Here is a 25,910-nt window from a genome sequence, read left to right as displayed (position 1 = left end):
GGTCCTTATCAGGGTTAAGCACGTTGCCGGTCGCGATCGATAACCGCATCCGGTAACAAATTGGCCGCCAGCAAACGCTGCGTGACAGCGTGCCGCTGCGGGGCATACAGCGCATGACGCGGAAAATCATCCACCACCTTGCCGCCCTCCATCACCACAATGCGCTGGCAAAACTGGGTGACTAACGCGAGGTTATGGCTGACAAACAGGCAGCTGAGCTGACGCTGCTGATGCAGCTGCGTCAGCAGCCGCATTACCTGCGCCTGAATGGAGAGATCGAGCGCAGAGGTCGGCTCATCCAGCAGCAGGCAGCTCGGATTCACCACCAACGCGCGCGCAATATTGGCGCGCTGACGCTGACCACCGGAGAGCTGGTGCGGATAGCGTGCCAGCAGCGCCGGATTCAGCCCCACTTCACTAAAGACCTGCTGCGCGCGCAGCAAGGCTTCCGTTCGGTTGCTAGCGCTGCTGAGCCGCAGCTGCGGACGGATCAGCTGCTCGCGTAGCGTCAGGCGGGGATTAAAGGAAGCCAGGCTATCCTGAAAAACACACTGCACCTGACGGCGAAACGCCCGCTGTGCGTCGGCATCGGCTAGCGTAAGCGGCTGACCGGCAAAGCGCACCGAACCACGCGTGGGGGCGATTAACTGGGCAAGCAGGCGCAGCAGCGTCGATTTTCCCGAGCCGGATTCGCCAATTACGCCCACCACTTCGCCCTGCCCGATCTGCACATCAACGGCATCCACCGCGCTAAAGGCGCTTTTCTGGGGCCACCAGCGCGCGGGCTGCCGTCGCCAGTAGTCGCGACCGATACCGCTGGCCTGCAACAATATGGCGCTATCGGATGGGCTAACCGGCTGCAAATCCGGGCGCGGCACGGCCGCCAGTAACGTTTGCGTGTAGGGATGCTGCGGGCGCGCAATGATGTCGCGGGTAACGCCGGTTTCAACGATGACGCCCTGACGCATCACGGCAACCCGATCGGCCAGCGCGGCGACGACGCCAAAATCATGGGTAATCAGCAGCATCGCCATGTTGTGCTGGCCGCGCAGTTCGCGTAGCAGCGACAGCACCTCAAATTGCACGCTGGCATCCAGCGCGGTGGTCGGTTCATCGGCGATTAACAGCGACGGCTGGCACATCACTGCCAGCGCAATCAGCACGCGCTGGCGCATGCCGCCGCTCAGCTCATGCGGAAAGAGATCAAACACGTGCTGCGCCTCGCGAATATGCATGCGCTCCAGCCAGCGCAGCGCTTCCGCGCGTAAAGCCGCACCGCGCAGCGAGGGATTGAGCCGACGCAGGTTGTGTTGCAACTGTTTGCCCACGCGCCAGGAGGGATCGAGCGTGGAGAGTGAATTCTGAAACACCATCGCGATGTCGTGGCCGCGTAACCGATTCAATAGGCTTTCAGGCTGATTGAGCAGTGAACGCCCGCTAAAGTGGATCGCGCCGCTGGCCTGCGCCGTCGCGGGCAGCAATCCCAGAATCGCCGCTGCGGTCAGGCTTTTCCCCGATCCTGATTCCCCCGCCAGCGCCAGCACTTCACCCGGCGCCAGCGTCAACGAAACCTCCTTGACCGCAACCTGATCGCCAAATTGCACCTTGAGCTGCGAGACGGTTAATAGGTTCATCACAGCCCCTTACGATGTGGATCGAGCATGTCGCGCAGACCGTCGCCGAGCCAGTTAAAGGCCAGCGATACCACCACAATGGCGCACGCAGGAAGCGTGGCGATGTGCGGAGCGCCGAGGATCATCCATTGCGTCCCTTCGCCCACCATGCGCCCCCAATCCGCCTGCGGCGGCTGAACGCCAAGGCCAAGAAAGCTCAATCCCGCCAGGAATACCACCATGCCGCCCAGCAGCGAGGTGGTGTACACCAGCAGCGGCGTGGCCACATTGGGCAGCAGCTCACGAAACAGGATGTCGCTATGGCTCGCGCCCTGGGCATGCAGCGCCTCGACATACTCCTTCCTCACTTCTGCACGCGTGTCGCTGTACACCACCCGCGTCAGGTATGGCACCACGCTACAAATCAGGGTGATCGTCACCGTGAGATAGCCGCTGCCCAACACGGCGGAGAGACCAATCGCCAGCAGCACCATGGGAAAAGCAAACAGCATATCGGTGATGCGCATGATGAAAGCAGAGAACGCCGAGTCGCGATAACCGGCCAGCATGCCAAACGCCAGGCTGAGCAGCGCAGCAACAATAACCGGTAAGATCGATGCGCCTAGCGCGCTGCGGCCGCCCCAGATCAGGCGACTCAACATGTCGCGTCCCTGATTGTCCCCACCAAGCCAATGTCCCGGGGTGCCCGGCGGTGCAAGGCGTAAACCGGTAAACGACTGCAGGGGATCGTAAGGCGCCAGCCACGGTGCCAGCGCGGAAATCATCACGATCAGCAGCAGAATGAGTAAACTGCCCGTCGCCAGGCGTTGCTTGAAAAATGCCTTCATTGGTGACCTCGCTGACGCGGATTGAGCCAATCCTGCAGCAGATCGCTCAGCAAATTGACGGTGAGAAAGCAGATGGCGACCAGCATCACGCCGGTTTGAATGGTGGGATAATCCTGGCCAGCCGCCGCGTTATAGAGCTGTGAGCCAATGCCGGGCCAGGCGAAAATTTTTTCGATAAAAATTACCCCGCTCAGCAGATAGCCAATCTGTAAGCCGGTAATACCAACAATGGGCGCCAGCAGATTGCGGCCTACGTGGCGCCACAGCAGCACCGCTGGCGAATAACCCAGCGCGCGATAGGTGCGCAAATAATCTTCATTGAGAATGGTGATGACGCTGTTACGCACCTGACGGGCGAGGATCAGCATGGAGATCAGCGCGGTGGAGAATGCCGGTAGCCAAAGGTGATGCAGCAAATCCAGCAGGCCCCGGTCGCCACGCATGTCATACATGCTGGAAACCGGGAACCAGCGCAATTTGACGGCAAACAGCCAGATAACGAACACACCTAACCAGAAAATGGGGATATTGTGGCCGAGTTGGACCACCAGCATCACCACGCGATCGCGTCGCGTGCCGTGCCACAAACCGCACAGCACACCAATAATCACACCTGGGATCAGGCACAGCAGCACCGCTGCGCCGGTCAGAATCGCCGTATTGGCAAAGGCACCGCTCAGCACCTCAATCACTGGCGTACGCATGGTGAGCGAGATGCCCCAATTACCGGTAAACAGATTTTTAAGCCACAGCAGATATTGCAGCGCGGCCGGTTTATCCAGGCCATAAAGCTGGCGGATTTGCTCGATAGATTCCTGCGAAAGCTGCCCCGCTAAGGCGTTGGTAATCGGATCGCCAGGCGCCAGCTTGGCAATCAGAAAGACCAGCAGCGAGATCAAAAACACCAGCGGTATCGCCTGCAACAGGCGCATGGCGATCAATCGCATCATGCTTTTAACCACACGCGGGTTAAATCATAAAAGTTCTGCGCCGGCACGTTGAAGCCTTGTACCGCCGGCGAACTGCTGAAGACGCGATTAAGCTCCAGCAACGGAACAAAAGCCGCCTGCTCCTGAAACTTTTGATTAATCTGCTGCCACAGCACCAGCGCCTGTTGGCGATCAACCGTTACCGCAGCCCGATCGATGAGTGGTGCTACCCCGGTAATCACCGCCTCGCCTTTGCCGCGGCTCACCACATAGTTTTTCCACGCCACGCGCAGCCATTGCGGTGAGATCAGGCCCCACTCCATGGTAAATAAGCCGGTCTCATCGGCCAGGTTGGCGAGGTGCGAGCTGTAAGTGATCCACTCCTGCGAGATAACCTTCACATTGATGCCCACTTTACTGAGATCGCGCTGGATCCACTCGATCACCGCCTGATTCTGATCGTAGGTAATGATGGTGAAGCTGACCTCGCCAGGCTGGAAACCGGCGTCTGTCAGGAGCTTTTTTGCCCCGTCGGGGTCGTAGGGATAATCTTTCTGGCTGGCGAGAAACGCCTCATTGGAGCGATTAAGAATGTTGTAGCTCGCCACGGCATGGCCGTTAAGCAGGCTCTTTACCAGGCCTTCGCGATCGATGGCTTTTATCACGGCCTGGCGCACGGCCAGCTGGCGGGTAAATTTGTTGGCAAAATTCCAGCCGAGGAACAGTTGATTGGCTTCCACGCTGTCATGCACGGTGTATCCACTCTGTTCCAGCAGATCGACCGCATCCGTTGGGGTACGCGACAAGATATCAACCTGGCCAGACTGCAAGGCGCTGATACCGGTGCTGCCATCCAGAATCGGCCGGAAGATAATGCGCTGCATATAGGGCTTTTTACCCCACCAGCGTTCATTGCGCAGCAATTCGGTATGATCGTTACGTACGCGCGAGACAAACTGATACGGCCCGGTGCCAGTGGGATGTTCAGCTAAGCCATCTTGTCCCCATTTCTGCAGGGCGGCCGGACTGAAGATGCCTGAAACCCAGTTACCTTGCGGCAGGAAGCGCAGGAAATCCGGGAAGGGTTGATTGAAATGATAGGCCACCGTGTGGGCATCAATGACTTCGACAGTTTTCAGGTCGCTATAGACCTGTGCCATAGTGGCCTGCGATTGACGATCAAAATATTCAAATTGCGGATCGGTAAAACGGCGCACATTAAATCTTACCGCTTCAGCGTCAAACGCCGTGCCATCATGAAATACTACGTCGCTGCGCAGATGAAACGTGTAAATAGTGGCGTTTTCATTCACTTCCCAATGCGTTGCCAGCGCAGGAATAATCGGTGGCGTACCTTTAGCGGCAGGAACCGATAAATCTTCGGCAACCAACGATTCATAAATATGTTTATCTACGCGGTAGGTTTCATACGAATATTGACGATTCGGGTCATAAATAGTGGGTTCTAAAGCCTGCCCCACTACCAGGGTTTTACCATAGCGTTGACTCTCTTCATCAGCCGCCAGCAACGGGAGCGAGGTTCCCATGCCAATAAAAACGGCGGAGGATAATGCAGAAAGCTTAAGCAGCAAACGGCGCGCGTGATTAACCGTCTGATCGGATTGATTTTTTGACATGGTGTTTTCCACTGGTTGCAGGCAATTAAACAATAAATCATTAATAATCAATGCATTGATTAATTATCTCTTATAGTAAAATTACGGTAGCACGCAGATTTAAATTATTTAAATGCCTTTTAAGCAAATCATTATCCGCTTTAGCGGATTATTTAATCCCGTTTTGTGCATGTTGATGTGTGAATATTGTCATTGCTAACGTGTTTATTTTTATTACTCTCCTCACACTCTCTTCCGGCAGGAAAAAACAATGTCCACGTCGAATCGTATTATTTTAAGTGCTTTTACCATGGCCGCTGTTTCTCACATTAATTACGGTATGTGGCGTCATCCCGATGAACAAGGCTGGCGCTATACCGATATTGAATACTGGACGGCGCTAGCCACGCTGCTGGAAGAGAATCATTTTGATTGTTTATTTATTGCCGATGCGTTGGGCTTATTAGATACCTGGAATGGATCGCCCGCGGCATCGCTAAAAAACGGTATTCAGTCCCCGCTGATTGATCCCTTACTGCTGGTGTCAGCGATGGCTGGCGTGACCCAGCGTTTAGGATTTGGCGTCACCGTCTCTACCACCTACGAGCAGCCCTATTTGCTGGCGCGCAAATTCACCACGTTGGATCATCTCACTGACGGTCGTATTGCCTGGAATGTCGTCACTTCACAGCTCGATAGCGCAGCGCGCAATCTGGGACTGGATCAACAAATGGAACATGACCAGCGTTACGAACGCGCCGACGAGTTTTTGGCGGTGTGTTATCAGCTGTGGCAGCACTCCTGGCAACGCCATGCGCTGCAGCGCGATAAGCTGCGCGGCATCTATACCGACCCGGCACAGGTGAAAGCGATAAAGCATCATGGCCGCTTCTTCACCGTGCCCGATGCCCACTTAAGTGAGCCAAGCCCGCAGCGTACGCCGGTGCTGTTTCAGGCGGGAGGATCGCCGCGAGGTATTCACTTCGCGGCACAGCATGCGGAAGTGGTGTTTGTCGCCGGACTGGATGCCGCAGGGGTAAAAAAACAGGTTCAGGCGATTAAGCAGCAGGCTAAACGGGCTGGCCGTGCGCCTGATGCCATCAAATTTATCAGCGCGGTAACGGTGATCACCGGCGAAAATGCGGCGGAAGCCGAAGCTCACTATCAGCAATTACGCGAACTCTACGATCTGCAAGGCGCGCTGGTGCACTACTCCGCCAGCACCGGCGTGGATCTTGCCAAACATGATATTGATTCGCCACTCGACTGGCAGCACACCAACGCCAACCAATCCTTGCTAAAAATGATTACCGGTGCGCCGGGCGAACCGCGTAAGACCCTGCGAGAAGTGTTCAAACCGGAGATCGGCTTCGGCCGACAAAAGACCTTTGTTGGCAGTGGCGAACAGGTCGCCGATCAGATTGAAGCGTGGCTGAGCGCCAGCGAAACGGACGGGATTAATCTGGCGCAATGGCTGAGTCCGCGCAGCCTGGCCGATTTCGCACGTTGGGTGGTTCCGATGCTGCAGCAGCGCGGAAGGCTGACGCCGCAGCCGCAGAACAGCACGCTACGTCAGCGGCTCTTTGGCACAGCCTCGGCAGAACCGGCGGCAGATCACCCGGCTATCAATCCAGCGTTTCGCCGCTGAAGTAGTGGCGCACGAGGATTTCGGCACCATCATCAATGGCTTTCAGCAGAATCTTTTCGCTATTGATAGCGTCGCCTGCCTGTAACGCATCCAGCAGACGATCATAGTTATGATGCCCGTTCACCACCTCTGTGGGCTGCGGGTAGAGATAGTTAAAGCATGGACCAATTTGCACCCACAGCTGCTCAATCAAGGCTTCCAGCGTCGGCATTTGCGCATAGCCATACAGCGTAAAACGAAACGCGCGGTTAGCTTCCAGCGCGGCCTCCGCAACGCCACTCTGCTTCGCTTGCATGAAGCGCGCGCAGAGTTTTTTTAGCTCAGCAATTTGTTTTTTCCCCACAAACGGCGTGGCTGCCTTCACCGCTAAACCTTCAAGCTGCTTACGAATTAGGGTGATCTCCTCAAAGCGCTGACGCGACATTTCCGGCACCAGAAAGGCCGCTGCGGGCGTGGCATTCAGGGCTCCGGCAGAAACCAGACGCAATAATGCTTCACGCACCGGCGTAATGCTGGTGCCGAGCTGTGCGGCCAGATCGCGCGTCACTAGGCGCGCGCCGGGTTTCAACTTGCCAACAATCAGCGCGTTACGCAGCGATGATTCCACCTGCGCGGTTAAACTCAGTCGCTGCGCTTTGTCCATTTCGATCATAGGTTGCAGGCCCTTTACTGGAATTCGCAAATGGTAAGTTATTTTTAATGTTTTATTGCCAACATCACGAATTATAGGATATATCATGTATTACAAATAAGCACAGTCTTGATTCTGGCAGTATCCACTCTTTTCACTACCTTGCCGTTGGCAATTTTGGGAAACGTTATGAGACTACCTGCAGTGAAGTTTGCCACCACCGCGTTGCTATTTGCTCTGTTGCCATCCGTCCAGGCAGCGGAACTCACCATTGGCCAGCCCACGTCTGCTACGGCGATGGATCCCGGCTTCCTGAAAGAGTCTGCCACTCTGGTAGATAATATTTTCGATACCTTAGTGCGCCGTGCGGATGACATGTCACTGCAGCCGGGTTTAGCCACCGAGTGGAAAGCGATTAACGACACAACCTGGCAATTTACCCTGCGTCAGGGCGTAAACTTCACCGATGGTGAGCCAGTAAATGCCGAAGCGGTGAAATTCTCCCTCGATCGTATTTTAGATCCGGCAAATCACGCACCGACGATTTCTTATATTCGCACCATCAAATCGGTTGATGTGATCAACGATTATCAGGTGCAGATCCACACCAACGGTCCGGATCCGCTGCTGCCGACGCGTATGAGCCGCTATCCGGCCTATATTGTGCCGCCAGCCTATGTGAAAAAAGTGGGTGCCAGCGAATTCGCGCGGAAACCGGTCGGCAGCGGTGCGTATAAGCTCGATAGCTTCATCCCCGACGAAAAAGTGGTGATGGTCGCCAATGAAAGCTACTGGCGCGGCAAGCCTGCTATCGATCGTGTGACCTGGCGCCCGATTCCTGAAGCCACCGCGCGTCTCACCGCGCTGTTGACCGGCGAAGTGCAGCTGATTGAAAGCGTGCCGGCCGACATAGTGCCAGCGCTGAAAAATCGCCCGAATGTTGCGCTTGAGCAGGTTAAAGGTGGCGGGTTAACCATTTATCTCGGCCTGAAAGATGATGAGAAACCGCTGAACGATGTGCGCGTGCGTCAGGCGCTGTCGTTAGCGCTGAACCGTCAGGCTTATACCCAGCAGTTGCTGCACGGGTTCGGCACACCAACCGGCACCATGGCTGGCGCCAATGACTTTGGTTATCTGGCGGTTCCGGCCACCGCGCAGGATGTGGCTAAAGCCAAATCGCTGCTGGCAGAAGCCGGTTACGCCAAGGGCTTTACCCTGCGCTTTCAGGCACCGCGTCGCTACATCGCCAGCGCCGATGTAGCGCAAGCCATCGTGCAGGATTTAGCGACGATCGGCGTGAAGGCCGAACTGGAAGTGCCGGAGTGGTCGGTGTATACCCAACAGGTTGCCTCACAAAAACAGGCACCGATGTACATGCTGGCGTGGGGCTCAACCCAAACGCTGGATGCCGATGCCGCCCTGTTCCCCATCCTGCGCAGCGGCGAACCCTATTCCACCGTGCACGATGCAGAACTGGATAAGTTGCTCGATCGCAGCCGTCAGATTGTCGATCCTGCTGAACGCAAAAAAGTGTTAGCGCAGATTCAGCAGCGCGTGGCGGAACAACAGCCGCTGCTGCCGCTGTATCGGGAAGACACGCTGTACGCGCACAGCACCTCGCTCAACTTTACAGGCCGCGTCGATGCCCGCATCCCGCTGTTTGATCTGAGGCTGAAATGATCTCTCCGGGCACCGTGCTGCAGCGCCGTCCGCGTCGCCTGATATACGGCGATGCGCTGATCGGCTCGACTTTGCTGATCGTGGTGATTGCCGCGGCGCTGCTCTCCCCGTGGCTGCCGTTGCCCGATGCATTAAGTAATAACCTGAATGAGATGTTCCTGCCGCCGGGTACGCCCGGCGCGCAGGCAACACATTGGCTGGGTACCGACCAACTCGGCCGTGATTTGCTCTCGCGGATTCTGGCGGGCACCCGTTTGTCGCTGCTGGTAGTGCTGGTCGCCGCCGTGATTGGCGCGGTGATTGGCGTGGCGCTGGGGATGATTGCTGGCTATGCCGGTGGTTGGGTGGATGCGCTGATCATGCGCCTGATCGACATCCAGCTGGCGGTGCCGTTTATTCTGTTAATTCTGTTGGTGATTGCGCTGATGGGCGCGTCGCTCACCAACATCATTGTGATTATGGGCTGCACCAGCTGGGCGATTTATGCCCGCGTGGCGCGCGCCAAAACCTTAGAAATTCGCGAGCTGGAATATATTCAGGCGGTGCGCGCGATGGGCTTCTCGCCGCTGCGCGTGCTGCTGCGCCATATCCTGCCCAATCTGCTGACGCCGCTGGTGGTGTTGCTGACGCTGGATATTCCGCGTTTGATCGTGCTGGAAGCATCGGTAGGTTTTCTCGGCATGGGCATCCAGCCGCCGACGCCAACGCTGGGCAATCTGATCGGCGAAGGCCGCTCTTATATGCTGTTGTCGCAGTGGCTGGTGCTCTATCCCGGCCTGGTGATTGCGGCGCTGGTGATTGGCTGCAACCTTCTGGGCGATGCGCTGTTACGTCGCACGCATACAAGGCTGGATTAAGATGCTGAACATTCTGCTCAATCGCCTTGGTCAATCTGTGTTAGTGCTGCTCGGGGTGTCGCTGCTGATTTTCTTTAGCCTGCATATGACGGGCGATCCGGCGGCGCTGATGATGCCGCCGGGCTCCAGCCAGCAGGAGATTGATACCTTTCGCCACAGCATGGGCTTTGATCGTCCGCTGATGTGGCAATACGGCCACTATCTCAGCGGCGTGCTGCACGGCGATTTGGGTGAATCGCTGCGTTACAGTCAGCCGGTGCTGGCGCTGATAGCTGAGCGTCTGCCCGCGACCGCGCTATTGGCGGTCAGTGCGCTGGCATGGAGTTCACTGCTGGGCCTGCTGCTCGGCATTATCAGCGCCCTGCGCCCGCACAGCCTGTGGGATTTAATCTGCCGTCTGCTGGCATTTTCCGGCCAGGCGATTCCGGTGTTCTGGCTGGGATTACTGCTGATTCTACTGTTTAGTTTGAAATTACAGTGGCTGCCATCCAGCGGTTACGGCACCTTCGCCGCGCTGGTGATGCCCGCACTGAGCCTCGGCGCGTTTTACATGAGCGCCGTGGCCCGCCTGACGCGTGCCAGCCTGCTGGACGTATTGCAACAGGATTACATTCGCACTGCGCGCGCTAAAGGGCTGAGCGCCTGGCGCATCGTGGTGCGCCACGGTTTACGCAACGCGCTGATTCCGGTGATCACCGTGCAGGGCATGTATTTCGCCTCGCTGCTGGGCGGCGCGCTGGTCACCGAGATTATTTTTGCCTGGCCGGGCATTGGTCGTCTGGCGATTCAGGCGATTCAAAACCGCGACTTCCCGCTGGTGCAGGCGATTGTGCTACTCGCCGCGGTGGTGTTTGTGGCGATCAATTTGCTGATCGACCTGCTCTATCTGGTGCTAAACCCGAGGATTCGTTTATGAGTCGCCTTGCTGCCACCTTAGAACTACTGAGTGAACTGACGCGCTGGCCGAGCGTGGCCGGCCAGTTATCTGCGCAGCGTGGATTGGCAGCCTGGCTGGAACGCTGGATGGTGGAGCAGCTCAATGCTGCCGTTATCCATCCGGTGGCGACGCAACACGACGAGGCCCCGCCGCTGGTGCATGTGCGCATTGATAACGGCAGCGACAGAAGCGTGGTGTTGTACAACATGTATGACGTGATGCCTGCGGATGACGCCGGTTGGGACGTAGCGCCGTTTATCGGCGGCATCGTTGAGTGGCCTGAACTGGGCCAGGTATTTGTCGGGCGCGGTGCCGAGAACAATAAAGGACCGGTCGCTGCCCTGCTGATTCTGCTGCGCGAAATGCAGCACAGCCAACAGCTCAATTTTAATATCGAAATTCTGTTAGAAGGTGAAGAGGAAGTCGGCAGCGGCGCGCTGCGGCGTTATCTGGCGCAGCAGCCTTGCCCGATCGCTCCCGCCGAAGCGGTGTTGTTTCCCTCACTGTGCGAATACGGCGGTGGCGCACCGCGGGTTTACCTCGGCTTTACCGGACTGGCATCCGGGCGTCTGAACGTGACCGGCGGCGACTGGGGCGGACCGTCTTCAGCAATTCATGCCAGCAATGCCGGCTGGATCGCCAATCCCGCGTGGCGCCTGGTGCAGGCCTTGCATGCCATTGCGCCCGCCGAACACAGCGGCGTGCTGGCGCGCAGCATGCCCGATGATGAGGCGAATCAGCTGCTGGCGAGCTTAGCCGAGCAGTTCAGCATTCATGACGAACTGCGTTTTCGTCGCAGCCAGCGCCTGATGATTGCAGGCGACACCTTGAGCAGTCTGCAAACGTTGCTCGGCAGTGCGGTGTTGACGCTGGCCGAGCTGCACAGCGATCCGCCGGGCGGACGCGGCGTGATTCCTTTCCGCGCCAGCGCCGAGTTGGCGTTCCGCATTCCGCCAGGCTTCGATCAGGACGCGATGATTGCCGCCGCCCAGCAGCGCCTGGCGCAGCCGGATTTAGCCGGCTGCGAACTGCAGCTGTTCGATCGCTATCCCGGCGTACGCTTTAGCCGCCACGCCCCCGGCGTAGATGCACTGATCGCCAGCTATCAAACGCTGGGTGCCGCTCCGCAAATCTGGCCGTGGGCACCGGGCTGCGCGCCCGCCTATGCCTTTGCCGCCGTCGCGCCCGCCTTTCTGATTGGCGGATTAGGCCACGGCGGCAACGCCCATGCCGTCAACGAGTTTGTTACGCTGGCAGGACTCGAACGCTTCCAGCAATCCATGAGCCTGTGGCTCACCGCATTCAATGATTCGGCCATTGGCCGGGTCGCGCCACACCAGGGAAACACCGCAGTACATAAAAATACAAGGCTATAAAATGAAATCAGTTGAAGAGTTTGAACGCGTTCCGCTCGGCTTCTTCCCCACGCCTCACGAGCCGCTGCCGCGGCTCAGTGAGGCACTTGGGATTACGCTGACGATCAAACGCGATGACTACAGTGGCTTCGGCGGCGGCGGCAACAAAGTCCGCAAGCTGGAGTATCTGATGGCGGAGGCCTGCAAAACCGGCGTCAATGTGGTGATCACCACCGGCGGGCATCAATCGAACCACGCCCGCATGGTGGCCGCCGCGGCGCGCAAGTTTGGCATGCGTCCAGTGCTGGTGCTGCGGGGCAATCCGCCCGCGAGCTGGCAAGGGAATCTGCTGCTGGACAAGCTGTTCGGAGCCGAGGTGCAGTTCCTCGATCCCGACGGCTACTTCACGCAGATTGAAGGTGCGATGCAGGCGCACGCTGATGCGGCGATCGCCCAGGGTGAAACCCCAATGATTATTCCGCTGGGTGGCGCGACGCCACTCGGCGCGTTGGGTTATGTGCGCGCCGTGGAGGAGATGGCGGCGCAGCTGGCTCCCCACCACACGCCCGCGCCAGATTTTATCGTTGCGCCTACCGGCTCTGGCGGCACGCTGGCTGGATTGCATGTGGGAACGCGGCGCTATTGGCCGCAGACCAAGGTGATTGGCATCAGCGTCAGTGCCAAAGCCGATTGGTTTCAGCCGCGCATTGCCGGCATGGCGCAGGATTGTGCCGACCTGCTGCAATGGCCGCAGCGGTGGCAACCGGACGATATCTGGATTGAAGATGGCTATGTTGGCCAGGCTTATGGCGTGCCATCCGATGGCGGTATTGATGCCATCTACAAACTCGCCCAGCTGGAAGGCGTGCTGCTGGATCCGGTATACACCGGAAAAGCGATGCACGGCCTGTTTTCGCTGGTGGAGCTGGGGCGCATTCCGCAGGGTTCGCGCGTTACTTTCGTGCACTGCGGCGGTTCTCCGGCGCTCTATCCGTTCGCCGACCGTCTTTTGGAGCCGTGATGGACGCATTATTGCGGGTGCTGGATGAAGCCACCGTCGCGCAATTGGGGGGTAACGATATCGCCCTGGCGCTTGAGGATGTCAAAGCCGTAATCCGTCTGATGCGCCTCGGTGAGGCGCAGATGCCCGCCGAAAATCACATCGATCTCGGCACGCCGTTGGGTAAAGCTTATGCGTTACCGGCGCGCGTCGGCGGCAGTTATAACGTAGCGGGCGTGAAGTGGACGGCTCATCGTCCTCAGCGTCCGGACGCCCTGCCCGCCGCGTTAGCCTTAACGTTGATCAACGATGCGCAAAGCGGTCTTCCCCGTGGTCTGCTGGCCAGCGGTGCGTTAACTGCCGCCCGCACCGCCGCCGTGAGCGCGCTGGCGTTGCAGCTGGCTGCGCCACAACCCGTGAAACGCGTGCTGTTGCTAGGAGCAGGCCTGCATGCGCAGACGCATCTGCGCATGCTGCATCAGCTGTTTCCACAGCTGGAACAGATTGGCGTCTGGAATCGCTCTGGCGAAAAACTCACGGCGTTGCACGATGTGCAGATCGAATCCAATCTGCCGTTGGCGCTGGCGCAACCCTACGACGCCGTGCTGACCTGCACCAGCGCAGCGCAGCCGATTGTTGATGCAGCGGCGGTGCGTCCTGGCCGGATTATTGTACAGGTGGGCTACCACGAAGTGAGTTTTGCCGCCATCCATGCCAGCAGCAAAGTGGTGGTGGATGCCTGGGGTGATTTCGCCCAGCGTAGCGCAAAAAGCCTGTTTCAGATGTTCCGCGCCGGTGAGTTTCGAGAGCAAGATGTCGCTGCCGATCTCTGCGCGCTGCTCGTCGATGGCTGGCGTCCGGCGGCGGATGATAGCGTCTATTTCTCCTCGTTTGGCCTCAACGTGTTTGATATCGCCCTCGCCGCTCGCGTGTTACAGGCCGCAGAGTACAACGCACTCGGCACGTTGCAGTCGCTGTTTTCGGGAGTTCAGCATGATCATTGATGTGCAAACCCTTCACCAGCGTCAGGCGCAGGGCGAAGCTTTTTTGCTGATCGACGTGCGCGAATTTGCCGACTGGCAACGCGCCACCTTGCCCGACGCGCAGCACTGTAACGTCTATGACTATTTTATTGACGACAGCAGCGAGCCAGGTTTAGCGGTGATGGCGGCAGAAGCGGCCACCGCGCTGCAACCAATGTTTACTGGCTATCCTGGCGCCACGCCGGTTTTTTTTGAGCAGCAGGTGGGAATGCGTTCGCCGCGCGGCGCGTGGTTTGCGTGGCTGCTACAGCGCGATGATGCGCTAATTCTGGATGGCGGCGTGGAGGCCTGGCAGGCGGCGGGTTTTGACCTCACGCCAGGATTAGGTTTAAGTCGAACGGTGGCGCATCCGCCCGCCGCAAACGCCCGCGCGTGGAATCGCGATGTGGTGTGCATCCGTGAGCAGGTGTTAACGGCGGATGGCGTGACGGTAATCAATGTAGATGCCCGTCGTCCCAGCGAATTTGACGGCAGCTTTGCCCACGCCTGCTGTCAGCGCGCGGGACGTATTCCTCATTCTCAGCTGCTGTTTTGGGAAGACGTGGTCAGCGACGGTCATTTCCGCACGGCTGATGACATTGAGGCTCGCGCTACGGCCGCAGGGCTGAATAAAAGCGCGAAATTACAGGTTTATTGCCACCGCGGCGCGCGAGCTGCCACGGTATGGGCGGCATTAAAGCTGGCGGGGTTTGCGCATGTCGCAGTGTATGTCGGATCCTGGCACGAGTGGGCTGAACACCCTGAACTGCCGTTACTACACGGCAGCTGATCGTTGCGCCAGCGCCTGCTGGACATCCGGCGCTGCCGCCAGCAATTGCTGCGTGTAGTGGTTCTGCGGATGGTTGATCACGTTCGCCGTTATGCCCGACTCCACGATTTCACCGTGATACATCACCACGACCCGATCGCACAGCTGCCGTACCGCGCTGAGATCGTGGCTGATAAACAGCACCGATAATCCCAACTTGTGCCGTAGCGTATTAAACAGCGCCAGAATCTGCCCGCGTACCGATAAATCCAGCGCAGCAACCGCTTCATCCGCCACCAGCAGCTTCGGCTCCATTGCCAGCGCGCGTGCAATCGCAATACGCTGGCGCTGACCGCCGGAAAATGCCCCTGGTAAACGATGCGCATGTTCCGCTTTCAACCCCACTAACATCAGCAACTCTTTTACCCGCTCATCCACCGCAGCGCCTTGTCGCAAGTGCCATACGCGCAGCGGCTCGGCAATCTGTTCACCCACCGAAATTTTGGGGTTAAGACTCGCGTAAGGATCCTGGAAGATAATCTGGGCGTGACGGCGTAACGTATTTAGCTGGCGACCTTGCAGATGCTGGCCCTGGAAATGCACTTCGCCTGCATCTGCGGCAATCAAACCAATCGCCGCGCTGCCCAGCGTGGTTTTTCCGGAGCCGGATTCACCAATCAAGCCGACTATTTCGCCCTGCGCAATCGTTAGATTAGCCGGGTGTAAAACGGTTTGGCGTTTGGCTGGCCACAGCGGCATGCGACGCGGCAGCGGATAGCTTTTGCTGATATCACGTAGCACCAGCAGCGGCGGCTGATCGGCCATTATTATGGCTTCCGGCATCTGCACCGCCGAGGCGGCAATCAATTTACGCGTGTAAGGATGTTGTGGCGCGCTGAGCGTATTGAGTACTGCTCCCTGCTCAACCAGCTGCCCGTGCTGCATTACGCACACGCGATCGGCGTAACGTGCCACCACGGACAGATCGTGGGTGATCAATAAGATCCCCATCCCCATTTCTTGCTGCAGCTCTTGCAGCAGCGCCAGAATCTGCGCCTGAATGGTGACATCCAGGGCGGTGGTCGGCTCATCCGCAATCAGCAATTCCGGCTGTCCGCTGATAGCGCTGGCGATCATCACGCGTTGGCGCATACCGCCCGATAATTGATGAATATACTGGCGCGCTCGCTGTGCCGGATTAACGATACCGACGCGATCCAGCAGCGCAATCGCTTCCTGCTGGGCCTGCTTCCAGCTAAATTGCCGATGCCGCACCAGCACTTCGGCGATCTGTTCACCGATGCGCAGCGTGGGATTCATGCTGGTCATTGGCTCCTGAAACACCGTGGCAATGCGGCATCCGCGCAGTAATTGGGTTTTGCGTGCATCCAGCGGATCCCCATTGAAAACCACGCGACCGCCACTTTGCTGCACACCGGCAGGCAGCAAGTTCATCAGCGCCAGGGAGGTTAAGGTTTTGCCAGAACCCGACTCGCCAACCAGAGCCAGTATTTCCCGCTGGTCAAGATGAAACGAGACGTTCTGCACCAGCTGCCGCCGATCGTGAGTTTGTAGTGAAAGATTTTCAACCGACAGCAAGCGAGCGCTATTCATCTGGCAGGGATTCTCAATAGGGAAAAATACAGGATATATCCTGAAGATAGGGTGAACAAGACCATTAGGTTATGGTACTGCGCGTGACGGAATAAGCCTTAAAACACGTCAGACTTTATACTTCGGACGCGTTTGCACGGGCTGTGGCGAGGTAGGCTAAAACGGCCCCGCTACACTCATTTTTACGGCTGACTATCATTAAATTCGCTGTGAGCATGGGTGCATCCAGCTCACGATAAACCACGCCCGGGATCGCCACCTGCGTTAATGGCGCTGGCACCAATGCAATACCCAGACCCGCGCCAGCCATCGCGAGCACGCTCAGCGTACTGGAAATGCGATATGCAATGTTCAGCGCATCACCCAGTAGGCTAGCTAGAACAGCATCTAAATGTGAATCAACCTGATGAGCTGTGTACATGATCATAGGCTCATGCGCGAGCATCGCCACGGTCAGACGCTGTTTTCCAGCCAAAGGATGATCGCTAGACATCACGACAACGCGATTCCACTCTCCGATTAATTCATGCGCCAGCGCAGAATTCTGCTGCGGATGATAATCAGGCATGTAACCCACATCGAGCATGCCGCTGTTAATCGCCTCATTTTGCAGGTGTGGTGCCAATTCCTGACATTGCAGCTCAGCATGCGGATAGGCATGATGAAATGAGCGTATATCGCGCATCAATCTTCCGCTAAATACCGCATTGCCAGCAAAGCCAATGCGTACCCGCCCTATTTCCCCACGTATTGCCTGTTTAACCACGCGCTGAGCGTGTTCGGCTTGTTCCAGCGTGCGCACTGCCTCGGCCTGCAATAGCAATCCCGCCTCAGTCAGTTCAACGCGACGACTGGTACGCAGAAACAAAGGGCCGCCAAGCTCAGCCTCCAGTGCTTTGATTTGCATACTTAAAGCGGGTTGAACAATGTTCAACCGTTCCGCCGCACGGCCAAAATGTCCCTCTTCGGCAACCGTTAAAAAATAACGCAGATGACGTAACTCCATATTCACTTCCATCCATCACTAAAAATGATTGATACGTAAATTCTATATATTTGAGTTTATCGTTATCAGCGCACAAACTGAACCCCGTTAACCAATAGGAGCAACAACATGCAAGACCAACTTCAGGATCGTCAGCAACTCAATAACCTTATGAACGGTTGGATGCATCGCGATCTGGGCGAATGGGATCAATTACGCGAGCTGTTTCACCCTGATGGCACCATCGAAATTACCTGGTTTGAAGGGCTGGCAAGCGAGTTTGTCAGTGGTTCGATGCGGATGGGTAAATCCGATCTTCGCACCAAGCACCTGATCGCTACGCCGATGATCGCCTTCAACACCGGTGGCACCAAAGCTATCCTCGAAACCAATGCGATGATTATTGCGGAGAATGTAAAACTGAATGTCGGCTGTGAATGCCATAACCGTTTTTATGATATGGCTGAAAAACGCGATGGCGTATGGCGACTGGTTCATCGCCAAAGCATTTACGATATGGGGACATTTACCTTCCCGCAGGGTCTGGTGGAAATCGACCCAGCCAGAGTGGCGAAATACCCGCGAGAGTATGCAACGCTGGCTTATTTGCTGGAGCTGAGTGGCTTTCCATTACAGCGGGTATTTGCCACTCGTGGAAGTGAACTGGAGCAGAATATCAAACGCGACGCCCAGCAATGGTTGTCGGTTTAGCCAGTTCTATGATTGCGACAAACTCAAAATCGTGCGGATGTTCTGCGCCGTTGTCGCAATAATATCAATCGCCCCCGTGCGCAGTGCGCCGAGGATCGCCATCGCTTTGGTATTTTCAGCAGCGATGGCAATCACGCAGGGAATTTTGCGTAACTCTTCAATGCTGAGCCCAATAACCCGGTCGTTCATCACCGTATCAACGTGCTGGCCCTGCGAATTGAAGAAGTCATAGCCCGCCACATCACCGGTTACCCCCTGATTGACGCTGGCATCAATGATTTCGTGCGGCGTAAACCAGCCAAGTTTGACCATATAGCTGTTTTCGTTCATGTCGCCGATGCCCACCAGCGCCACATCCGCTTTGCGTGCACGATCCAGCGTTTCCTTGATGGTGCCGTTTTGCATAAAGGCATCACGCAGCGCCCGATTCTCAACATAGGCGGGCGCATACAGCGTTTCGCTGATGCCGCCAAATTTCTTCGCCATGCGACGGCTGATGTGATCTGCGTTGATGGCATCCCCCGGACGATGGGTGCCGCCAATGCCGCTGATGAACAGGCAATTGCGCGTCGGCACCTGGCCGGGATGATCGGCAACCGCAGCCACATTGCGCCCTTGCCCAACGGCGACAATGGCGTCGTCTTTCAGCGACTGCGCTAAATGTGACGACACCAGCGCGGCAACCTGACGACGCTGCTCTTCCTGGTCCGGCTGATCCAGCGCAATCAGCGCCCGTTGCAGTTGCGGGAAGCGATTTTGAAGCTGTTGTTCGAGACGGGTGCTGAACACCGGGTGATAACGCACATTAATTTCGACGATGCCCTCTTCACGTGCGCGTTTGAGTAAGCGGCCAACCTTGATACGGGAAATCCCAAACTTACGCGCAATCTCCTCCTGGGTGATTTCGTCCTGATAATAGGCGACGGCAATTTCCGTCAGCAGTTCGGAGTCCTGAGAGAGCGTGTTTTTTTCCATCCGTAACCTGTCTTGTTTGGGTGTTATGCGAAGATGCTGCAAGCGCGCCACGTAGGGTGCGCATTTATGCGCACCTGGTCGCCATGAATGGCGCCCCTACAAAATACCGGCTTGATGTGACTTAGGCAGGGAGTTATATCATTGATACGACTCGCTTCGCCAGATAACCGCGCCGCGAGTCGATCGGGCATCACGCTTAGCGCTTGATAGCGTCGATTTTCAGCATGCGGGCAATCACGATATCCAGCTCTTTCTGATCGAAAATTTGTTTCCAGTCAGGTTTAACGATCTTCTCACGCCCATATTCCATGGCGATCATGCAGGCATCGGAGAACGGGTTGGTGGCACGGAAGGCGACGGCCAGCGCAATCTGAATATGACCATACAACATCGCCTTGGCCGCTTCTTCCGGCACGCCGCTGTGTTTCACGGTTTCGTCCAACGCTTCTTTCATGAAGGCACCGACCATGCAGGCGACGGTTTCCACCAGCGTCGGTTCCAGATACGCCAGCTGCGTCACGGTTACCCAATGGACGTGCTCAACCGGACCGTACATCACGCTGATCACCTTGCTCAGCTCGGCTTTCTGCGCATCGGAACCGCTTTCGTACGAGGCCGCCACGTGCTGAACGGCTGCGATGCCGCCGAAAGCATCCGCATGCTCTTCTTTGGTATAACGCTCAAGGAATACCGACGGATGGCAAGGATGCGCCACCGCGTATTCAATGCCATCACGATGGGCGATCAAATTCGCGTACGCGGCAGCCGGATCCAGCGTCAGCAGGATCGCGCCCGGTTTCATCTGTGGCACCACGCCTTCAGAGACTTTTCCCAATACGATATCCGGTACCGCCAGAATCACCACGTCACTTAAAGGCACCACGGAGGCGGCATCAGAGAGTTCGCGGCCCTGCGCGCTAACCTGTTCTTGCGCTTTTGGTGAGTTCTCACAGTAAAACACCTGGTAATCGCTTTTCTGCAAGTTGGCAGAAATACGCATACCCATTTTACCGCCGGCACCTATCACGGTGATGGTTTTCAGTTGCACGCTCATGTTGTTACTCCTGATTTTGTTTACTGCGTAAGAATTCAACGGTGCGGCGAGTCCATTCGGCTTCTCGCTCGCAGGTCACGGCAGCATCCTCTTGCCACGGCAACCAGTGTTCGACGATTTGGTTAATGCCTTTATCCACCGGGCGCACGCTGGCGATCATCCGATCGTAATCCAGCAAACCTTCGCCCATCGGGCAGCCGGCAAAGGTAAAGCCAACCCAGCCATCACGACGCGTGAAGGCAAAGTCTTTAATGTGCAGATTGCCGACGCGCGCGGCGGTGTTGGCGATCACCTGCTCCGGCAGCTCCAGCCCAGCGACACAGTTGGCGGGATCGAGACACACGCCCAGCCACGGCGACAGGAACTTATTGATGACCGACATCATCACGCCGCTATTGACCTGCTCGTACGTCTCCAGGCAGAGACGCACCTGCTGGCGGGCGAAATCAGGTAACACGGCAGCAATCAGATTGGTGGCTTCATCCAGCGACGGGCGATGATCGGCGGTATAAAACATCGAGCGCACCACGTGAGCATCGAGAATTTCCGCCATATGCAGATAACGCAGCAAATGGGCGGTAGCCAGACCACGCGTGCCTAATTCCAGCGTAATACCCAGCGCATCGGCCTGCTGACGCAGCGTAAGCAGCTGCGCGTCGGACCAGCTTTCAATCGCCGGATAGTCGCAAATTTGAAACACCGAGATATCGAGGTCCGCGGTCTGCTGTAGCATCTGCTCCAACGTCAGCGGGTTGGCTACTTTTGACGACATGCGCCAGAAAAAAGCGTAGGTGCTGAGTCCTATCCGGCTCATTAACGGCGCTCCTGAGCCAACACGCTGGCTTCCTCAATAATTTGGGCCAACGCTTGCGGATCGTGAGCAAAACGTCCCAGGAACAGGCCATTCACGTCTGTACCAAGGCGTTGAATCAGCCCCGGACCGGCGCTGCCGCCATAAATGACTTTCAGCGTGATACCCGGCGGCGTGGAGAGCTGCTGCAGGCCGGCGCACACCGCGCGGATGTAGCTGTCCGGCGCGGGCTGCGGCGCGCCGATTGCCCATTGTGGTTCGTAGGCAAAGAACACTTCACCTTTTAATCGCTGCTGCGCGGCGTCAGACAAGGCTTCGGCCAGCTGCTGCTCGCACAGCGCGATCGCCTGCTGCGGATCCGCCTGCTGTTCTTCACCGATGCACAGCACGGGCGTGATGCCGTGGCGCAGCGACATCGCAACCTTGGCAGCGATTTGCGCTTTATCTTCATGGAAGTGACGACGGCGTTCCGCATGGCCAATTTCGGCTAGCGAACAGCCCAACTCTTGCAGCATGCTGGCGCTGACTTCACCGGTCCATGCACCGTTCTCCGCCTGGCAAACATCCTGACCGCCGAAGCGCACCGTCGTATTAGCAAAGATCTCAGCCACTGCCGGAATGGCGGGATAAGTCGGTAGGACAAATAAACCCACTTCACCGCTTTTCACGGCCGGATGCCCGGCAATGGCTGCCACATCGCGGCACCACTGCAGCGTTTGTTGATAACCGAAGTACATTTTTAAACTGACGCCAAGCCAGACTTTTGGCTGAGACATGCTTCAAACTCCTTGTTCAGACGTACTCTGTTCTTTTAGCAGATCGCCCACGGTATTCACGATTAAAGCGAGTGAAATTGCGCCTGCGTCGGGTGTGCCCAGGCTTTTTTCTGCCAGCGGACGTGCGCGGCCCATTTTTGGTACCAGCTGCGCGGTATCCTGCGCGGCTTTGTCTGCCACCTGCGCCGCCGCCAGCCAGGCATCGGTTAACGATGCGCCTTCTGCAACAGCCGCATTTAAGCTGTCGCTAAACGGCACCAGTACATCAACCATGGTTTTGTCACCCACGCGCGCTTTACCAAAGTGCATGATGCCTTCTTTGGCTGCACGCACACCCGCTGCCACGCGCTGCGCATCGGGTGTGAAACGATCGCCCAGCGCAGTGCCTAATGCGGTGAGTGCTACGCCCCACAATGCGCCAGACGTGCCGCCGGCGTTATCAGCCCAGGCATCTGCCGCCCGGCACAGTAAACTGCCAGCACCCGCACCGCGCGCGGCAACGTCACGCGCCTTTGCTACTGCGCCCAGCACGCCACGCTCCATACCAATACCGTGGTCGCCATCACCAGCGACCGCATCAATGTCGCCAAGCCGCTTTGCGTTACGTTGTAACATATCGGCCACTGATTCCAGCAGTTGCAGAACGCGTTTGGCGCTTTCCTGCGATTCAGCGGTCGCGGCAGGCAAGGCTTCTTCACGGCTTTCCTCTCGCTCCGTGGCGCTCAGGGGTTCTGCAACCAGCACGCTACCTTTGCGATAGGCTGGCGTATTGGTTGGCGCACGCCACAGGGTTTCCAGCGTTTCATCCAGCCACATCAACGTCAGTGACGCGCCAGCCATATTAAAACTGGTGACAAATTCGCCGACGTCAGGTTCGACAATCTGCACTTTTGCTGCGTCCAGCAGCTGCGCGACGCGGCGATAAACCACAAACAGCTCTTCATATTTCACCGAGCCCAAACCGTTGAGGATCACTGCCACGCGCTGACCTTCAGCTTGCTTTATATCAACGGGTAATTCATTGAGCAGGCGCTCAACGAAGATCTCCGCTAACTCATCTGCGCTCGGCATGTCGGTCTCTTTAATGCCCGGCTCGCCGTGAATACCTAATCCCAGCGCCATGCGCCCTTTTTCCACTTCAAACAGCGGATGCGATGCGCCTGGCAGAGTACAACCGGCAAACGCCACGCCAAAGGTCCGGGTGCGTTGATTCGCGTGCTGTGCCAGTTTTACCACGGCGGCCAAATCGTGCCCCGCTTCAGCAGCGGCGCAGGCGGCTTTAAAGACGCAAAGATCGCCTGCCACGCCGCGACGCTTTTCCAGCTCTTCTTTACCCGCGCTGGAGATATCGTCGGTGACCGCCAGCACGTCACAGGCGATGCCTTCCGCCCGTAAACGTTCGCAGGCTTGGCCAAAGTGCAAAACATCACCCGCATAGTTGCCGAACATCAGCAGCACGCCAGCACCGTTATGCGCCGCACGTGCAACGTTGTAGATTTGCTGCGCCGAGGGCGAAGCGAATAAATTGCCCATCGCCGCGCCGTGTGCCAGGCCTTGTCCAACCAATCCAGCAAACGCCGGATAGTGGCCCGATCCGCCGCCGACAATTACCGCCACAGTGTTCGGCTCGCTACGGGTACTGCGCACCACGCCGCCAGTAACCTGACGCACTTTATCGGCATTGGCGGCGATAAAGCCTTCAATCAGCTCAGCGGCGAAGGCTGAGGGTTGGTTAAACAGGTACGTCATATTAATGCTCCTGAGCTAAAGAGATCGGCTGAGACGGCGAGCGACGGCGGTTAAGTAACAGCATGAGGAAGGCTGACAGCAGCATGAATCCGCCGACCACAAACATCGGCAAGGCATAGCTGTTAGTCGCGTCATGCAGCGCGCCGGTGATGTAGCCCGCAGAGAAGCCCGCTACGTTTCCTAAGGTATTAATCAGTGCAATCGCGGCCGCCGCAGATGCACCGGTCAGGAATTGCGTCGGTAATGTCCAGAAGTTAGGTAACGCGGCGAAGATGGCGCTGGCGGTAATCGCAATCACCATGATGGTGGTGAACGGCGAATCCATATACAGCGCCAGCGGCACGCTGATGCCGCCTGCCAGCGCCGGAATAGCGATGTGCCAGGTTTTGCAGCCACGACGCGCAGCGTCTTTCGACCAGAAGAACATCACCACCGCTGCGATCAGGTACGGCACGCCGGTAATCAATCCTTTCTGCATGACATTAAAGGTGGTGCCGAACTGCTGTTGGAAGCCAGCAATAATGGTTGGCAGGAAGAACGCCAGCGCATACAGACCATAAATGAATCCGAAGTAAATCAGGCACAGCATCCATACGCGGCCGTTACCCATTACCGAGCGCAGGCTGTGTTTCTGATGGCCCTGCTTCTGCTGATGCTCGGCTTCCAGCTCAGCAGTAAGCCAGGTTTTCTCTTCGGAGGTCAGCCATTTAGCCTGGCGCGGCGAATCCACCAGCCAGAACAGTGCAGCAAACCCAATCAGAATTGCGGGAATTGAGACGCCCATAAACATCACGCGCCAGCCGGCCATGCCGAACAGGCCATGCTGCTCAATTAATGAAGCGGCTAACGGTGCGCCAAATACCACGGTTAGCGGTTGCGCAAGATAGAACAGCGACAGAATTTTGCTGCGATGCCGGCCAGGTACCCACATGCTGAGGTAGAGGATCGCGCCCGGGAAGAAGCCAGCCTCAGCGATGCCGAGCAGCAGACGCAGCGTATACAAACCTTCCACACTGCTTACCCATGTGAACAACAGCGAGACAATCCCCCAGCTGATCATGATGCGCGCCAGCCAGCGACGCGCGCCAAACTTATGCAGCGCCAGGTTGCTGGGCACCTCCAGCAGGATGTAACCAATAAAGAAGATGCCTGATGCTAAACCAAACTGCAGCGCCGTCAGGCCGAGGTCTTGCGTCATGCCGTTGGGGCCCGCAAACGAAATCGCGGTGCGATCGAGAAAGTTAATAAAGAACATCAGCGCCACGAACGGCACTAAACGCCAGGAGATTTTTCTGATGGTGGACTTTTCCACCGCCGTGACGGTTGGCTGGTTCATAACGCACCTCCAGGACATGCGGAGTTATTCATTTCGTTAAGCGGTGTTGGCCCAGCGCTAAGGGCGCGCTGGCGGCAGGCGAACTGAGAGGTAAGGTGTAAATGCAGCATGTTCGAGTCCTTAATGGGTCTTCTTGTACATTAGTAAAGCTATGCGAACAAATGAACAGTACACGGATAATTGCGCACACCTCAAGCGCAATACACGAAAGTGTGAGCGCGCTCATGAGATTCGATTTTGCAGTTATTATCGGACTTTTGCTCAATGCAGCGGCCAAAACCACACTGGTATGGTGATTTCAAGCGCATTAACGGGCGATATCTGGCACCTCTCATATGAACAACACTTGAACACATGATTAATTCTATGGCAGGCTGCTTATGAACATCTTCTCGCCTGCTGAACAAAAGTGCAGGCGACCATGCCAACCCTGCTGGAGAACGACGATGAAAACAATCGCTATTGGCGCCGATGATGCAGCTATCGAATTGAAAAACGTGATTAAAAAACTGCTGGAAGAGAAAGAGTTTGTGGTAACGGATTACACCAATGATGCGCAAAACGATCGTCCGATGTATCCGGATGTGGCATTTGCATTGGCTACCGCCATTCAGAAAAAAGAGTTTGAGCGCGGTATCCTGCTGTGCGGTACCGGCATCGGCGTGGCTATTGTCGCTAACAAGGTGGAAGGCGTGCGCGCCGCGCAGTGCCACGATACCTTCTCCGCCGAGCGTGCCCGTAAGAGCAACAACGCGCAGATCATGACCATGGGCGCGCGCGTCATTGGCCCTGAGCTGGCTAAGAATATTGTCAATGCCTGGCTAGCATCAGAGTTCGAAGGGGGCGGCTCTACCGCTAAAGTTGAGAAGATCGGTTACTACGAGCAAGTTTCCCACGCTAAATAAGCGCCGCGCTCGCGCCCTGCTGCGTACTTTTGCAGCACCAAGAATGGCGATCAAAACAAAGCGCATAGGGTTTCCCTGGCGAAAACCCA

Annotated in this window: 23 protein-coding genes; 10 read left to right on the top strand and 13 right to left on the bottom strand. The window is 57.0% G+C overall.

From position 1 onward, the window contains the following. Window positions 1-14: 14 nt before the first annotated feature. The 4 genes from CRO19_RS19290 to CRO19_RS19275 are packed head-to-tail and all read right to left on the bottom strand — an operon-like array spanning window position 15 to window position 5,027. Window positions 15-1,634, bottom strand: coding sequence for a dipeptide ABC transporter ATP-binding protein (locus tag CRO19_RS19290; RefSeq protein WP_097097291.1), 1,620 nt, complete (start codon window positions 1,632-1,634; stop codon window positions 15-17). Continuing rightward, entirely contained in the window at window positions 1,634-2,461 is an 828-nt protein-coding gene (locus CRO19_RS19285) for an ABC transporter permease (protein WP_097097290.1), read from the bottom strand. The genes CRO19_RS19290 and CRO19_RS19285 overlap by 1 nt, the downstream gene beginning before the upstream one ends. Beyond that, the gene (locus CRO19_RS19280) at window positions 2,458-3,411 is read right to left on the bottom strand and encodes an ABC transporter permease (RefSeq protein ID WP_097097289.1); all 954 of its coding nucleotides are present in this window, start codon (window positions 3,409-3,411) and stop codon (window positions 2,458-2,460) included. Before CRO19_RS19280 ends, CRO19_RS19285 begins: the two co-directional genes overlap by 4 nt. After that, window positions 3,408-5,027, bottom strand: coding sequence for an ABC transporter substrate-binding protein (locus CRO19_RS19275; RefSeq protein WP_097097288.1), 1,620 nt, complete (start codon window positions 5,025-5,027; stop codon window positions 3,408-3,410). Before CRO19_RS19275 ends, CRO19_RS19280 begins: the two co-directional genes overlap by 4 nt. Before the next feature lie 250 nt (window positions 5,028-5,277). On the opposite strand from CRO19_RS19275, the gene CRO19_RS19270 reads away from it, so the two are divergent. Continuing rightward, on the top strand, window positions 5,278-6,654 hold the full coding sequence (locus CRO19_RS19270; RefSeq protein WP_097097287.1) for an LLM class flavin-dependent oxidoreductase: 1,377 nt from the start codon (window positions 5,278-5,280) through the stop codon (window positions 6,652-6,654). On the opposite strand, the gene CRO19_RS19265 is transcribed toward CRO19_RS19270, so the two are convergent. Beyond that, window positions 6,632-7,306, bottom strand: coding sequence for a GntR family transcriptional regulator (locus tag CRO19_RS19265; RefSeq protein WP_097097286.1), 675 nt, complete (start codon window positions 7,304-7,306; stop codon window positions 6,632-6,634). The two genes, CRO19_RS19270 and CRO19_RS19265, sit on opposite strands and share 23 nt — an antisense overlap. Before the next feature lie 168 nt (window positions 7,307-7,474). Here CRO19_RS19265 and CRO19_RS19260 point away from each other — a divergent pair, with 168 nt between their 5' ends. Genes CRO19_RS19260 through CRO19_RS19230 form a run of 7 tightly spaced genes read left to right on the top strand, consistent with a single transcriptional unit; the run spans window position 7,475 to window position 14,926 of the window. Next, window positions 7,475-8,965: an ABC transporter substrate-binding protein gene (locus tag CRO19_RS19260; protein WP_097097285.1), complete on the top strand. Its 1,491-nt coding sequence runs from the start codon at window positions 7,475-7,477 to the stop codon at window positions 8,963-8,965. Next, complete coding sequence (locus tag CRO19_RS19255) at window positions 8,962-9,822, top strand: ABC transporter permease (protein WP_097097284.1); 861 nt, start codon at window positions 8,962-8,964, stop codon at window positions 9,820-9,822. The genes CRO19_RS19260 and CRO19_RS19255 overlap by 4 nt, the downstream gene beginning before the upstream one ends. Window position 9,823: 1 nt before the next feature. Continuing rightward, a complete protein-coding gene (locus CRO19_RS19250) occupies window positions 9,824-10,738 on the top strand; it encodes an ABC transporter permease (protein ID WP_097097283.1) in 915 nt (304 codons plus the stop codon). Next, complete coding sequence (locus tag CRO19_RS19245) at window positions 10,735-12,135, top strand: M20 family metallopeptidase (protein WP_097097282.1); 1,401 nt, start codon at window positions 10,735-10,737, stop codon at window positions 12,133-12,135. The genes CRO19_RS19250 and CRO19_RS19245 overlap by 4 nt, the downstream gene beginning before the upstream one ends. Before the next feature lies 1 nt (window position 12,136). Continuing rightward, on the top strand, window positions 12,137-13,135 hold the full coding sequence (locus CRO19_RS19240) for a 1-aminocyclopropane-1-carboxylate deaminase/D-cysteine desulfhydrase (RefSeq protein WP_097097281.1): 999 nt from the start codon (window positions 12,137-12,139) through the stop codon (window positions 13,133-13,135). Further along, complete coding sequence (locus CRO19_RS19235) at window positions 13,135-14,118, top strand: ornithine cyclodeaminase (RefSeq protein ID WP_097097280.1); 984 nt, start codon at window positions 13,135-13,137, stop codon at window positions 14,116-14,118. Before CRO19_RS19240 ends, CRO19_RS19235 begins: the two co-directional genes overlap by 1 nt. Continuing rightward, window positions 14,108-14,926 (top strand): rhodanese-like domain-containing protein, encoded by an 819-nt coding sequence (locus tag CRO19_RS19230; protein ID WP_097097279.1) that lies wholly within the window; start codon window positions 14,108-14,110, stop codon window positions 14,924-14,926. Before CRO19_RS19235 ends, CRO19_RS19230 begins: the two co-directional genes overlap by 11 nt. Here the strand turns inward: CRO19_RS19230 and CRO19_RS19225 are convergent. Continuing rightward, the gene (locus CRO19_RS19225) at window positions 14,912-16,519 is read right to left on the bottom strand and encodes a dipeptide ABC transporter ATP-binding protein (RefSeq protein ID WP_097097278.1); all 1,608 of its coding nucleotides are present in this window, start codon (window positions 16,517-16,519) and stop codon (window positions 14,912-14,914) included. The genes CRO19_RS19230 and CRO19_RS19225 overlap by 15 nt on opposite strands. Window positions 16,520-16,634: 115 nt before the next feature. Further along, on the bottom strand, window positions 16,635-17,525 hold the full coding sequence (locus tag CRO19_RS19220; RefSeq protein WP_097097277.1) for a LysR substrate-binding domain-containing protein: 891 nt from the start codon (window positions 17,523-17,525) through the stop codon (window positions 16,635-16,637). Window positions 17,526-17,633: 108 nt separating this feature from the next. Here CRO19_RS19220 and CRO19_RS19215 point away from each other — a divergent pair, with 108 nt between their 5' ends. Further along, window positions 17,634-18,215, top strand: coding sequence for a nuclear transport factor 2 family protein (locus tag CRO19_RS19215; RefSeq protein ID WP_097097276.1), 582 nt, complete (start codon window positions 17,634-17,636; stop codon window positions 18,213-18,215). A 6-nt stretch (window positions 18,216-18,221) separates the two neighbouring features. Here CRO19_RS19215 and CRO19_RS19210 read toward each other — a convergent pair whose 3' ends face one another. The 6 genes from CRO19_RS19210 to CRO19_RS19185 all read right to left on the bottom strand — a co-directional run bounded on the left by CRO19_RS19210 (window position 18,222) and on the right by CRO19_RS19185 (window position 24,916). Then, window positions 18,222-19,190, bottom strand: a complete 969-nt coding sequence (locus CRO19_RS19210) for a sugar-binding transcriptional regulator (RefSeq protein WP_097097275.1) — start codon at window positions 19,188-19,190, stop codon at window positions 18,222-18,224. 196 nt (window positions 19,191-19,386) lie between these two features. Next, window positions 19,387-20,244: a phosphogluconate dehydrogenase C-terminal domain-containing protein gene (locus CRO19_RS19205; RefSeq protein ID WP_097097274.1), complete on the bottom strand. Its 858-nt coding sequence runs from the start codon at window positions 20,242-20,244 to the stop codon at window positions 19,387-19,389. 4 nt (window positions 20,245-20,248) lie between these two features. Continuing rightward, entirely contained in the window at window positions 20,249-21,058 is an 810-nt protein-coding gene (locus tag CRO19_RS19200; protein ID WP_097097273.1) for a sugar phosphate isomerase/epimerase family protein, read from the bottom strand. Continuing rightward, window positions 21,058-21,831, bottom strand: coding sequence for a triose-phosphate isomerase family protein (locus CRO19_RS19195; protein ID WP_097097272.1), 774 nt, complete (start codon window positions 21,829-21,831; stop codon window positions 21,058-21,060). The genes CRO19_RS19200 and CRO19_RS19195 overlap by 1 nt, the downstream gene beginning before the upstream one ends. Window positions 21,832-21,834: 3 nt before the next feature. Then, window positions 21,835-23,580, bottom strand: a complete 1,746-nt coding sequence (locus CRO19_RS19190; protein WP_097097271.1) for a dihydroxyacetone kinase family protein — start codon at window positions 23,578-23,580, stop codon at window positions 21,835-21,837. 1 nt (window position 23,581) lies between these two features. Beyond that, window positions 23,582-24,916 carry an MFS transporter gene (locus CRO19_RS19185; RefSeq protein ID WP_097097270.1) on the bottom strand — a complete coding sequence of 445 codons (1,335 nt, stop codon included), beginning with the start codon at window positions 24,914-24,916 and terminating at the stop codon, window positions 23,582-23,584. 446 nt (window positions 24,917-25,362) lie between these two features. Between CRO19_RS19185 and CRO19_RS19180 the strand changes: the two genes are divergently transcribed. Next, complete coding sequence (locus CRO19_RS19180) at window positions 25,363-25,821, top strand: RpiB/LacA/LacB family sugar-phosphate isomerase (protein ID WP_097097269.1); 459 nt, start codon at window positions 25,363-25,365, stop codon at window positions 25,819-25,821. The last annotated feature ends 89 nt before the right edge of the window (window positions 25,822-25,910 follow it).

This window comes from Candidatus Pantoea floridensis, assembly GCF_900215435.1.
GTDB classification, from domain to species: Bacteria; Pseudomonadota; Gammaproteobacteria; order Enterobacterales; family Enterobacteriaceae; genus Pantoea; species Pantoea floridensis.
Note: the sequence above shows the minus strand (reverse complement) of the source record. Positions and strands in the feature narration are given on the sequence as shown.

Excerpts from the sequence above, each read along its gene's own strand:
- CRO19_RS19280 (WP_097097289.1), bottom strand. The coding sequence starts at position 3,411 with ATGATGCGATTGATCGCCATGCGCCTGTTGCAGGCGATACCGCTGGTG.
- CRO19_RS19270 (WP_097097287.1), top strand. The coding sequence starts at position 5,278 with ATGTCCACGTCGAATCGTATTATTTTAAGTGCTTTTACCATGGCCGCT.
- CRO19_RS19200 (WP_097097273.1), bottom strand. The coding sequence starts at position 21,058 with ATGAGCCGGATAGGACTCAGCACCTACGCTTTTTTCTGGCGCATGTCG.
- CRO19_RS19250 (WP_097097283.1), top strand. The coding sequence starts at position 9,824 with ATGCTGAACATTCTGCTCAATCGCCTTGGTCAATCTGTGTTAGTGCTG.
- CRO19_RS19290 (WP_097097291.1), bottom strand. The coding sequence starts at position 1,634 with ATGAACCTATTAACCGTCTCGCAGCTCAAGGTGCAATTTGGCGATCAG.
- CRO19_RS19215 (WP_097097276.1), top strand. The coding sequence starts at position 17,634 with ATGCAAGACCAACTTCAGGATCGTCAGCAACTCAATAACCTTATGAAC.
- CRO19_RS19180 (WP_097097269.1), top strand. The coding sequence starts at position 25,363 with ATGAAAACAATCGCTATTGGCGCCGATGATGCAGCTATCGAATTGAAA.
- CRO19_RS19275 (WP_097097288.1), bottom strand. The coding sequence starts at position 5,027 with ATGTCAAAAAATCAATCCGATCAGACGGTTAATCACGCGCGCCGTTTG.
- CRO19_RS19230 (WP_097097279.1), top strand. The coding sequence starts at position 14,108 with ATGATCATTGATGTGCAAACCCTTCACCAGCGTCAGGCGCAGGGCGAA.
- CRO19_RS19195 (WP_097097272.1), bottom strand. The coding sequence starts at position 21,831 with ATGTCTCAGCCAAAAGTCTGGCTTGGCGTCAGTTTAAAAATGTACTTC.
- CRO19_RS19265 (WP_097097286.1), bottom strand. The coding sequence starts at position 7,306 with ATGATCGAAATGGACAAAGCGCAGCGACTGAGTTTAACCGCGCAGGTG.
- CRO19_RS19255 (WP_097097284.1), top strand. The coding sequence starts at position 8,962 with ATGATCTCTCCGGGCACCGTGCTGCAGCGCCGTCCGCGTCGCCTGATA.
- CRO19_RS19190 (WP_097097271.1), bottom strand. The coding sequence starts at position 23,580 with ATGACGTACCTGTTTAACCAACCCTCAGCCTTCGCCGCTGAGCTGATT.
- CRO19_RS19185 (WP_097097270.1), bottom strand. The coding sequence starts at position 24,916 with ATGAACCAGCCAACCGTCACGGCGGTGGAAAAGTCCACCATCAGAAAA.
- CRO19_RS19240 (WP_097097281.1), top strand. The coding sequence starts at position 12,137 with ATGAAATCAGTTGAAGAGTTTGAACGCGTTCCGCTCGGCTTCTTCCCC.
- CRO19_RS19205 (WP_097097274.1), bottom strand. The coding sequence starts at position 20,244 with ATGAGCGTGCAACTGAAAACCATCACCGTGATAGGTGCCGGCGGTAAA.
- CRO19_RS19245 (WP_097097282.1), top strand. The coding sequence starts at position 10,735 with ATGAGTCGCCTTGCTGCCACCTTAGAACTACTGAGTGAACTGACGCGC.
- CRO19_RS19260 (WP_097097285.1), top strand. The coding sequence starts at position 7,475 with ATGAGACTACCTGCAGTGAAGTTTGCCACCACCGCGTTGCTATTTGCT.
- CRO19_RS19225 (WP_097097278.1), bottom strand. The coding sequence starts at position 16,519 with ATGAATAGCGCTCGCTTGCTGTCGGTTGAAAATCTTTCACTACAAACT.
- CRO19_RS19235 (WP_097097280.1), top strand. The coding sequence starts at position 13,135 with ATGGACGCATTATTGCGGGTGCTGGATGAAGCCACCGTCGCGCAATTG.
- CRO19_RS19210 (WP_097097275.1), bottom strand. The coding sequence starts at position 19,190 with ATGGAAAAAAACACGCTCTCTCAGGACTCCGAACTGCTGACGGAAATT.
- CRO19_RS19220 (WP_097097277.1), bottom strand. The coding sequence starts at position 17,525 with ATGGAGTTACGTCATCTGCGTTATTTTTTAACGGTTGCCGAAGAGGGA.
- CRO19_RS19285 (WP_097097290.1), bottom strand. The coding sequence starts at position 2,461 with ATGAAGGCATTTTTCAAGCAACGCCTGGCGACGGGCAGTTTACTCATT.